Genomic DNA, 9,348 nt, shown 5'->3' with positions numbered 1-9,348 from the left:
GGCCCCGGCGCGGGCGCGCGGGCCGAGGCGTTCGGCGGGAAGCCGCCCGAGCTGACCGGCCCGCTGACCCTCGCGCAGAGCATCAACGCCGCGCTGGCCGACGGGATGCTCGACCACCCCCAGATGGCCGTCTTCGGCGAGGACGTCGGCGCCAAGGGCGGGGTGTACGGCGTGACGAAGGGGCTGCGGGACCGCTTCGGCGCCGCCCGGGTCTTCGACACCCTGCTCGACGAGACCTCCGTGCTCGGACTGGGGCTCGGCGCCGGGCTGGCCGGCATGCTGCCGGTGCCGGAGATCCAGTACCTGGCCTACCTGCACAACGCCGAGGACCAGCTGCGGGGCGAGGCGGCCACCATGCAGTTCTTCTCGCAGGGGGCGTTCCGCAACCCGATGGTGGTGCGGGTGGCCGGGCTGGCCTACCAGGAGGGCTTCGGCGGGCACTTCCACAACGACAACTCGGTGGCCGTACTCCGGGATGTGCCCGGTCTGGTGATCGCGGTGCCGGCGCGGCCGGACGACGCCGCGCCGATGCTGCGGACCTGCCTGGCCAGCGCCGCGGTGGACGGCAGCGTCTGCGTCTTCCTGGAACCGATCGCGCTCTACCACACCCGCGACCTCTACTCCGACGGCGACGGCGAGTGGCTGGCCGAGTACGCCGAGCCCGGCGGATGGACCACCGGGCACGTGCCGGTCGGCCGCGCGCGGGTCTACGGGGTCGGCTCGGCCGAGGACGTCACGATCATCACCTTCGGTAACGGCGTGCGGATGTCGCTGCGCGCCGCGGCGACGCTCGCCGACGAGGGGATCGGCACCCGGGTGGTGGACCTGCGCTGGCTCGCCCCGCTCCCGGTGGCGGACATCATCCGGGAGGCGGCGGCGACCGGCCGGGTGCTGGTGGTGGACGAGACCCGCCGCTCCGGCGGAGTCGGCGAGGGGGTGATCGCCGCCCTGGTCGATGCCGGATATGTCGGGGCAGCGCGCCGAGTGGCAGGTCTTGACTCGTTTGTACCATTAGGTCCGGCGGCACGCCAGGTGTTGGTCTCCGAGGAAGCCATCACCGAGGGTGCCCGTACGCTCCTGGCACGGTAAATTCCGTTCCACCCGGTGCGCCACTTGCGCGGGGAGCCACAACTGTGTGGACTTTGCCTGACGGCGTCGCAACGACGCCGCGAGCAGGGATGAGATGAGGAGGCACGCGACAGTGAGCGCGACCGCTGGTCAGGCCGCCGACGGGGTACGCAGCCTGGCGGACCGGTTCGGGATCGAGCCGGGAATGGTCGTCATGGAGATGGGGTACGACGACGACGTCGACCAGGATCTCCGGGACGCCCTGACCGACCGCTGTGGAGATCTGGTCGACGAGGACACCGACGAGGTGGTCGACGCCGTGCTGGTCTGGTACCGCGACGGCGACGGTGATCTCTTCGAACTCCTCGTCGACGCCCTCGGCCCGCTGGCCGACAACGGTGTCGTGTGGCTGCTCACGCCCAAGGCCGGGCGCGACGGGCACGTCGAACCGAGCGAGGTCGCCGAGTCCGCGCCCACCGCCGGCCTCCAGCAGACCTCGACCGTCAACGCCGGCCGGGACTGGAGCGGCGCCCGGCTCGTCCTGCGCCGCGGGGTCAAGGGCAAGAAGTAGCGCCCCCTCGCACCTGGCGGCCCACGCCGCCGGGTGTGGCAGGGTGTTGGCCATCCCCGACCGACCTGAGGAGCATGCATGCCCATCGAGGTTGGCGCCGAGGCGCCGGACTTCGTGCTCAAGGACCAGAACAACCAGGAGGTCCGGCTCTCGGACTTCCGCGGCAGGCGCTGCGTGCTCCTGGTCTTCTACCCCCTCGCCTTCAGCGGCGTCTGCCAGGGCGAGCTGTGCGAGGTGCGGGACAACCTCGACGAGTACGTCAACGACGACGTCCAGGTGCTGACCGTCAGCGTCGACTCGGTCTACTCCCACAAGATCTGGGCCAACCGGGAGGGCTACCAGTTCCCGCTGCTGTCCGACTTCTGGCCGCACGGCGCGGTCGCCCAGGCGTACGGCGTCTTCAACGAGATCGCGGGCATCGCCAACCGGGGCACCTTCGTCATCGACAAGGCCGGCGTGGTGCGCTTCGCCGAGATGAACATGCCGGGGGAGGCACGCGACCAGCAGGGCTGGCGCAAGGCCCTCGCGGAGGCCGTCGCCGCCTGATCGACCGGGCACTCCGTGCGTCCGGGCCGGTGGTGGGCAGGGTAAGCTAGCCAACCTCCGGCCCGCCGTACGGGCGTTCCGGGCGCGTAGCTCAGTGGGAGAGCACTCGCCTTACAAGCGAGGGGTCGCAGGTTCGAAACCTGCCGCGCCCACCAGGGTTGACCAGCAGTGGAGCCAATCACAAGATCGCGCTCGGGGCTGTTTTTGCGGCAGCGAATGTAGCAACGAGACGCGTCAGTCGAGTTCGTCATCGAGACGCTTCACCGCTGCCCGCATCGCCTCAAGGTTCGTATGGGCGTAGATCTTCAACGTGATATCGACGTGCGCGTGCCGAGCGATGGGTTGCACCAGGTGCGGCGGCACGCCCAGGTCCAGGTCCAGGTCCAGCGTCACCATGGTGTGCCGCGAGGGCGGCTGAGCTGGTGGGCGACGGACGAGTTGACCCGTACGCCGGAGTCTGCGCCCTTGGTTGCCTGTTCGTTTCTCCGCCGGCCCGGGACCGCCCAATCGACCAGAGGCAGCCACTGGGTTGAGGCGGAGTTCACTCGCGTGACCTGGGTCGTCGATCGTTGGCTGTGCGCGACATGCGCGCCGGGGCGGGGCCCGCCGAGAGGGTGTAGCAGCGGAGCAGTCAGCCGCCCAGGGTTCCGCCCATCCGCGTCGGAGGCCCTGACCGGCGTGGTACGACTGCGTCAATAGTGCGCGAGGCGGGCGGAAACGGGCGGAAGATGACGGTCGGTGGCTTGCGTGGTCTGCTCCGTGGCCGTGAGGGGGAACTCCTTCTCGACCTGGTCTATGTCTTCGCGCTCACCCGGATCTCGGAGCGGCTGATCGTGGACTTGACCACACAGCGGCGGGTCGTCCTGCCAGAACTCGGTCAGACGGCGTTGTTGCTGCTGGCCTTCTGGTTGACCTGGGTCCGCGCGGCGATCGTGACCAGCGCCTTCGAGCCGCGAAGAGGGGCGATCCGGCTCGTGCTCGTCTTGGTCATGTTCGGCAGCATGATCATGGCGGTTACGCTGCCCTTTGCGTTCGGCGATCGAGGCGTGGTCTTCGCGGTCACCTACGTCGCCATTCAACTCGGCAAGCCCGTCGTCCTCCTCCTCGGCCGGTACGACCGTGAACGGCGCAGCCCCGTGCGGGCACTCTGCTGGGCAGCGGTATCCGCCGTACCCTGGATCGCCGGGGCGGTTCTCGTCCCGCAGAGTCCCGCGCGCGGGGTCCTGTGGGCGCTGGCGTTGGCGCTGGACTACACAGGACTCGTACTCGGCTGGCCCGTTCCGGGACTTGGCCGCACCCGTATCCAAGACTGGAAGCTCGCCGGCGAGCATCTCGCCGAGCGCTATCAGCAGTTCATCGTCATCGCCCTCGGCGAGACGATCCTGCTCACGGGACTGACGTTCGCCGAGCAGTTCACCCCCGATCGGGTGGTGCCGAGCGTCGTGTCCTTCGCCACCACGATGCTGATGTGGCGAATCTACTTCCACCGAGCTGGGGCGGTGTTGCCCGACGCCATCGAGGCCATCCCCAACCCGGCCCGCCTCGGTCGGTATGAGTTCCACACCCACCTGGCCATCATGACCGGCATCCTCGCCACCGGCGTCGGCCACGCACTGGTCATCCACCATCCGGTCCTACACGAGGATCCGCTATGGCTCGCGGTCATCCTGGGTGGGCCCGCGCTGTTCCTGGCCGGGCGGTCCCGCCTCGAGTACGACGTGTTCGCGCGGGTGTCCGCGTCCCGGGTCATCGGACTTCTCGCGCTCGCCGCTCTGGCGCCGGTGCTGGTCCGCCTGCCGCCGCTGATCGCCACCAGCACCGCAGCCACCGTGCTGGCCGGAATCGCGGCATGGGACACGCTACGCGAGCGGAAACACCCAGAGGAGGCACCCTCGCCGCCCGGGTCAACCCGACAGCAACGCTGACAGCAACCCCGCCCAGGAGGAGCGGACAGATGCCTGCCGTTGATCGCTCCCGCTGTGCCTGATCACCGAGTTAGGAACATGCCGCGAGCGAACGCATGAGCGGCCTCGTCCGCCGTCATCTCGGGGAAGTGCTCAGCGATGGCGGTCAGTGCCTGCTTCTCGGTCACCTTCTGATCCCGGACCAGGTCGGCTTGCTCGCAGGCGAAGACATCCACGGTCCGTTGCCTGGCGTCAGACACCTGAGTCTCGATCAGCTCGTCAGGCCGTCCGAAGATTGCACGCCAGAGTGCTGCGAGCAGGCTCACCACGCGATCGTCTCAGCCAGCATCGATCCTTGCCAGTGCAGCCATGCTGCCTTCCGCAGCGGCTACTGGCGGTGTCTCCGGTCTGGCTCGCACCGCATAGCTTCGTAAGGTCCCGCCCAGGCCGAGGTCTGCATCATCCGGTCAACATTCCTCGGGCAGGTGCCTCATCCGGGAAGCCGTGCAAGGACCTCCTGCCTCCGTCGCCACCGAGACGGCCAGGCACCTGCCAGAGCTGGCCGTCCGAAAGCAGCCAGGCGTCCCGCCGAGCCAAGCGGCCCCAGCTCCCGTTCCACCAGCGACCACGTACCTCCACCGGCAGCCCTACCGACCCGATCATGCGCTCGCCGCTGACTTCAGCATTGGGCTGCCTCCGGCGGGGGCGCTCCGGCTCAAGGATGGCCGTGGCTCCGCTGGCGGATCACGGTCCGTGGGTGGTTGCGTGGCCATCCCGCCTGGCGGCTGGGCGCTGTTGACGACTCTCTTCAGCCGCTGCCAAGCGGCTTGGACCGTAGCCGCCTTCGCGGCCTCCTGACGGACGAGCTGTTTACGGGTAACCCCGGCCATCAGTGCCGATCCAGGTGGCGACGCAGGCCTCGTTGCCCTCGGGATCGGCCAGCACCCACCACGACGGGGCCATCTCCTCGCTGACGACCCGGCCACCGGCCGCGAGCGCGGCGGCGACACGCGTCTCGGCCTGGTCGTGTGGCACCCAGACGTCGAGATGGATCCGGTTGCGCTGTGGACGGGGAGCATCCATCCGCTGGAAGCCGACGATGGGCTTGCGGCGATGCGGGTCGTTCAGTTCCTCGACGGGGCCGCCGTCCCGGTCGCCGTAGCCGAGCACGGCACGCCAGAAGGGAAGCACCCGTGGAATGTCGAGCGCGTCGATGGTGACCACGACGTTGTGCACCTGGGACGGCTCGGCCGTCAGTCCGAGCCGCTGCGCTGCGGAGGAGATCAGCCGTGCCATCTCGACGTCGCGGCTGCTGAGCCCGTCCGGAGCAGGGGCGGTGGTGAAGAGACGTACGAACACGCCGTCAGGCCGCAGGTCTACGTCGGGAGCGTGATCGTCCAGGCCAGGGATCTCGGCCACGGCCTGGACGAAGCGGGCCCCCGTGGCGAACGAACCGGTGCGGAAGTAGGCGCAGGCCCCGCCGTCGGCAACTCGCCAGTCCGCCACTCCGCCCGAGAAGTGGAACTGCCGTGCCGTCATCTGTTCCGTCATGTGGCTGACCCTACGGACCGGATCACCCGTCGACGATCTCGCCGACGCCGTCTGCGCTGATGAATCGCGTGATCAGGATGGGCGTGCCGGGCATGTACAGCTGCTTGCTCAGGTAGTCGACGCCTTCGGGGAAATGCGGAGGTACCGCCGCGCTGCCGGTCGAGTATGCCGGCGAAGATGCTGGGGAGTCGAAACGGGCGCGCAGAACCAGTTGACCGTGCCATCGCGGGCGACCAACGCGGCGGTCTGCAGGTCGCCGATGAGCCCGTGGTCCTCAAGGGCCAGGTACTCCTCCCCGCGACCTCCCCACCCCTGCCTACGGCTCGCCACGCAAGTGAGAGGTGCATGCCCCCGTCGGATGTGCGGTTGGAAGAGGACCACTCTCAGGAGGTCCAGCTTCAGGGGCACTGGTCGAGGAAGCTTGCGCAGGGATCCCCGCGACGGCGGGCAGGGGCCACGCTGGGCAACGCGGAACACCGGCCGGACTCACCGTGGGCCTTCGTGCACGACGGACGGTGGGTAAGGTGGCCCGCGTGCCCTCGCGCCTGATCCAGCTTGCCGACGGGACGCGGCTCGCCTTCGACATGTCCGGTCCAGCCGACGCTCCTGTCATCGTGCTGCTCCACGCGCTGGGTGAACGGGCGACAAGCTGGGATGGCGTCCGTGCTGGGCTGGAGGCACGTTTCCGCGTGGTGACGCTCGATCTGCGGGGCCACGGCGAGAGCGACTGGCCAGGGGTGTACTCGTTCGAGCTGATGCGCGACGACGTGGTGGCCTTCCTGAAGCAGATGGACCTCGCTGACGTGACCTTGATCGGCCATTCGATGGGCGGCGTGGTGGCGTTTCTGGTCGCCCTAGCGATGCCTGCCCGGGTGTCGCGTCTGGTTCTGGAGGATGTGGTCCCGCCGTTTCCGCGTACCCGGGCGACGCCTGAGCGGCCCGGCGGGGAACTGCCGTTCGATTGGGAGGTGGTGCCGGCCATCGCTCAGGAGGTGAACGACCCGGAACGGCGGTACTGGCCCGGGCTTGCGAAGCTCCAGATGCCGACGCTGGTCGTGGGAGGCGGGTCAGGCAGCCACATCCCGCAGTCGCTGCTGGCCGAGGCGACGGAGCTGTTGCAGGACGGCACATTGGTCACCGTCGGCGGAGGACACTTCGTTCATGTTGCGCGGCCTGAGGGTTTCACTGGCGCCGTTCTGTCATGGATTGACCGCACGAACTAGATGGCCCCTCGTTGAACCACCGGGCCGTCGCCGCCCCTGCTCGCCCGGCAGGGGCGACGGGCGCGGGTGCGGAGTAATCAGAGTGCCGTCGCTCCGGTCGCGTTTCGATGCGTGCGGGGCAAAAGTTGGACCGGGCCCCTTCCACCGGCAGCGGCGCCATCCGGAGGATCGGTTTCCAGCGATCGGGCAGCGGGCCATCAGCCGCGCACGCTCCGCATCATGCTCGCGGCCGGGCAGGAAAGATGTCGGGGGCGTGGGACATCATCGTCCTCGCGGAGCCGGACGGGCCCCGCAACGGTGAAAGGAGCGCCTCATGGCCGAGATGCTGTTGTTCCACCACGCGCACGGGCTGACATCCGGGGTCCGTGACTTCGCCGAGCGACTCAGGCGCGCCGGCCACACCGTGCACCTCCCCGACCTGTACGAGGGGCACGTCTTCGACACCCTCGACGAAGGCCTGGCGTACGCCCGCCAGGTCGGGTTCGGCAACGTCATGGAGCGTGGGCGGCTCGCCGCCGAGGGGCTGAGCAGTGAGCTCGTCTACGCCGGGTTCTCCCTCGGGGTCATGCCGGCGCAGTTGCTGGCCCAGACACGACCCGGGGCGAAGGGTGCCCTGTTCTTCCACTCCTGCCTCCCGACCTCAGAGTTCGGTGACGGGTGGCCGAAGGGGGTGCCGGTGCAGATCCACGGGATGGACGCCGACCCCTTCTTCGCCAAGGAAGGAGACCTCGACGCGGCCCGTGCCCTGGTGGAAGCGACGAAGGACGCCGAGCTCTTCCTCTACCCCGGCGGCCAGCACCTCTTCGCCGACAGCAGCCTGCCCGCGTACGACGGGCGAGCTGCCGGGCTGCTCACCGAACGCGTGTTGGCCTTCCTGAAGGACATCGGGTAGACACCCCGGTCACCGTCGCCGGCGGGGCGCCTACAGTGGCGTGGCGTCCGCCAGGTCCGCCCGGCCGGTGCACATCTCGTCAAGCCGTCGCAGCGTCGCCGTCATGGCATCGACCCAGATCCGGCCGCCGTCCATCTGCGCTCGCTGGCGATCCGGCACGTCGGAGCAGTCGTAGCTCTCCGTCACGACTGTCGCGTCCGGACCGTCCGGCACTAGGTCGAAGGCCCACCGCTGCCCCCACCTGGCGTCCGGCGAGCCGAAGTCCGGGTGCCCGCGCCCCGGCGCGGGCACCCAGGCGATGCGCCGGCCCCGCCGGAACTCGACGACGCGGTTGTCCATCTCGTAGTCACCGTGAGCGTCGTAGTACATCCGCATGACGAAGATGTCCCCGACGCCCGACACCGGCGTCTGGGTGACCGCGCCTCGCAACATCCCGGAGCCGTCCAGGTGGAGGTGCTTGCGGGGATCCGCGACGATTCGGAAGATCGTGGCCGCGGGAGCGGCGATCCGCCGGGACACCCGCACCGGTTCGTGGGTCATTGGAGCCTCCTTCGGTCACCGTGGACGGTAGGCGCCACGTACGACACCGACGCCGATTTCATGGCACCGGCGCGCCGGTCGTGGTGGCAGCGGGACCGACCCGGGTGGGCCGTCGGCCCCTCCGGCCGAACTGTTGAAGCCGACGACGGTGCCCGTACCCCTCGGGTTGGATGAGGGCATGAGCTACGCGGAGGTCAACGGGCTCCGGCTCTGGCACGAGGAGCACGGCTCCGGCCCACCGCTGGTGCTGCTGCACGGCGGCTTCGGCGCGGTGGAAATGTTCGCCGCGATCCTGCCCGCCCTCGCCGAGCGTCGCCGGGTGATCGCGATCGACCTGCAGGGGCACGGGCGCACGGCCGACGTGGACCGGCCGCTGCGCTACGAGTCGATGGCCGACGACGTCGCCGCGCTGATCGGCCACCTCGGCCTCGGCGGGGCTGACGTGCTGGGCTACTCCCTCGGCGGCGGGGTCGCCCTGCGTACCGCGATCCAGCATCCGGCGCTGGTCCGCCGGCTGGTCGTGGTCTCCGCGCCCTGCCGGCGACGGGGCTGGTATCCCGAGGTGCTCGCGGCCATGGCGCAGCAGGACGAGGGGTTCGGCGAGCGGATGCGCGGCACCCCGCCACACCAGATGTACGCCCGGGTCGCGCCCCGGCCGGCCGACTGGCCACGGCTCTGGGCGAAGTCGGGCGAACTGCTGCGCCGCGACTACGACTGGTCGGCCGAGGTTGCCACGCTGACGGCGCCGACCCTGCTGGTCTTCGCCGACGCCGACTCGGTCTGCACCGCGCACATGGTGGAGTTCTTCGGGCTGCTCGGCGGCGGTCACCGGGACGCCGGCTGGGACGGCACCGACCGACCGGCGGCCCGGCTCGCAGTGCTGCCCGGCCTCACCCACTACGACATCGTCGGTTCGCCGGCCCTGCCTGCCGCGGTGCTGCCCTTCCTCACCCACCCGGTCGTCACCCACCCGGTCGTCGCGCCCGGCTGACCCGGCTGGCCCACCGCCGACCACCCGCGTGCCGGTCGCCGCCGCCGACGTGTGCGTCGTCC

Annotated in this window: 11 protein-coding genes, 1 tRNA gene and 1 pseudogene; 8 read left to right on the top strand and 5 right to left on the bottom strand. The window is 69.8% G+C overall.

Annotated elements, in window-relative coordinates:
• The 4 genes from NCC78_RS22185 to NCC78_RS22170 all read left to right on the top strand — a co-directional run.
• Positions 1-1,089: alpha-ketoacid dehydrogenase subunit beta (locus NCC78_RS22185; RefSeq protein WP_284706342.1), on the top strand; the 1,089-nt coding region annotated here is incomplete at its 5' end.
• 112 nt (positions 1,090-1,201) lie between these two features.
• Positions 1,202-1,639, top strand: coding sequence for a DUF3052 domain-containing protein (locus tag NCC78_RS22180; protein ID WP_250796779.1), 438 nt, complete (start codon positions 1,202-1,204; stop codon positions 1,637-1,639).
• Positions 1,640-1,717: 78 nt separating this feature from the next.
• Entirely contained in the window at positions 1,718-2,185 is a 468-nt protein-coding gene (locus NCC78_RS22175; protein WP_250796778.1) for a peroxiredoxin, read from the top strand.
• A gap of 80 nt (positions 2,186-2,265) precedes the next feature.
• A tRNA-Val gene (locus NCC78_RS22170) sits at positions 2,266-2,340 on the top strand.
• A 79-nt stretch (positions 2,341-2,419) separates the two neighbouring features.
• Here the strand turns inward: NCC78_RS22170 and NCC78_RS22165 are convergent.
• Positions 2,420-2,581 carry a hypothetical protein gene (locus NCC78_RS22165; RefSeq protein ID WP_250796777.1) on the bottom strand — a complete coding sequence of 54 codons (162 nt, stop codon included), beginning with the start codon at positions 2,579-2,581 and terminating at the stop codon, positions 2,420-2,422.
• Positions 2,582-2,883: 302 nt separating this feature from the next.
• On the opposite strand from NCC78_RS22165, the gene NCC78_RS22160 reads away from it, so the two are divergent.
• Positions 2,884-4,110, top strand: coding sequence for a low temperature requirement protein A (locus NCC78_RS22160; RefSeq protein WP_250796776.1), 1,227 nt, complete (start codon positions 2,884-2,886; stop codon positions 4,108-4,110).
• 62 nt (positions 4,111-4,172) lie between these two features.
• Here the strand turns inward: NCC78_RS22160 and NCC78_RS22155 are convergent, their stop codons facing one another.
• The 3 genes and pseudogenes from NCC78_RS22155 to NCC78_RS32245 all read right to left on the bottom strand — a co-directional run.
• The gene (locus NCC78_RS22155) at positions 4,173-4,415 is read right to left on the bottom strand and encodes a hypothetical protein (RefSeq protein WP_250796775.1); all 243 of its coding nucleotides are present in this window, start codon (positions 4,413-4,415) and stop codon (positions 4,173-4,175) included.
• A 544-nt stretch (positions 4,416-4,959) separates the two neighbouring features.
• Positions 4,960-5,640, bottom strand: a complete 681-nt coding sequence (locus NCC78_RS22150; RefSeq protein ID WP_250796774.1) for a 4a-hydroxytetrahydrobiopterin dehydratase — start codon at positions 5,638-5,640, stop codon at positions 4,960-4,962.
• 28 nt (positions 5,641-5,668) lie between these two features.
• A pseudogene (locus tag NCC78_RS32245) lies at positions 5,669-5,970 on the bottom strand (trehalase-like domain-containing protein); the annotation flags it as partial.
• Positions 5,971-6,173: 203 nt separating this feature from the next.
• Between NCC78_RS32245 and NCC78_RS22145 the strand changes: the two are divergent.
• Together NCC78_RS22145 and NCC78_RS22140 are read left to right on the top strand one after the other, a co-directional pair.
• On the top strand, positions 6,174-6,863 hold the full coding sequence (locus NCC78_RS22145) for an alpha/beta fold hydrolase (RefSeq protein WP_250796773.1): 690 nt from the start codon (positions 6,174-6,176) through the stop codon (positions 6,861-6,863).
• A gap of 313 nt (positions 6,864-7,176) precedes the next feature.
• Positions 7,177-7,755 carry a dienelactone hydrolase family protein gene (locus NCC78_RS22140; RefSeq protein ID WP_250796771.1) on the top strand — a complete coding sequence of 193 codons (579 nt, stop codon included), beginning with the start codon at positions 7,177-7,179 and terminating at the stop codon, positions 7,753-7,755.
• Between the two features lie 30 nt (positions 7,756-7,785).
• Here NCC78_RS22140 and NCC78_RS22135 read toward each other — a convergent pair whose 3' ends face one another.
• Entirely contained in the window at positions 7,786-8,295 is a 510-nt protein-coding gene (locus NCC78_RS22135) for an SRPBCC family protein (RefSeq protein ID WP_250796770.1), read from the bottom strand.
• Positions 8,296-8,473: 178 nt separating this feature from the next.
• Between NCC78_RS22135 and NCC78_RS22130 the strand changes: the two genes are divergently transcribed.
• On the top strand, positions 8,474-9,286 hold the full coding sequence (locus NCC78_RS22130) for an alpha/beta fold hydrolase (protein ID WP_250796768.1): 813 nt from the start codon (positions 8,474-8,476) through the stop codon (positions 9,284-9,286).
• Positions 9,287-9,348 lie beyond the last annotated feature (62 nt).

It is taken from the genome of Micromonospora phytophila (genome assembly GCF_023656545.1).
Lineage (GTDB): Bacteria > Actinomycetota > Actinomycetes > Mycobacteriales > Micromonosporaceae > Micromonospora > Micromonospora phytophila.
This window is presented reverse-complemented; position numbering and strand designations above follow the sequence as displayed.

Excerpts from the sequence above, each read along its gene's own strand:
- NCC78_RS22175 (WP_250796778.1), top strand. The coding sequence starts at position 1,718 with ATGCCCATCGAGGTTGGCGCCGAGGCGCCGGACTTCGTGCTCAAGGAC.
- NCC78_RS22165 (WP_250796777.1), bottom strand. The coding sequence starts at position 2,581 with ATGGTGACGCTGGACCTGGACCTGGACCTGGGCGTGCCGCCGCACCTG.
- NCC78_RS22150 (WP_250796774.1), bottom strand. The coding sequence starts at position 5,640 with ATGACGGAACAGATGACGGCACGGCAGTTCCACTTCTCGGGCGGAGTG.
- NCC78_RS22140 (WP_250796771.1), top strand. The coding sequence starts at position 7,177 with ATGGCCGAGATGCTGTTGTTCCACCACGCGCACGGGCTGACATCCGGG.
- NCC78_RS22135 (WP_250796770.1), bottom strand. The coding sequence starts at position 8,295 with ATGACCCACGAACCGGTGCGGGTGTCCCGGCGGATCGCCGCTCCCGCG.
- NCC78_RS22130 (WP_250796768.1), top strand. The coding sequence starts at position 8,474 with ATGAGCTACGCGGAGGTCAACGGGCTCCGGCTCTGGCACGAGGAGCAC.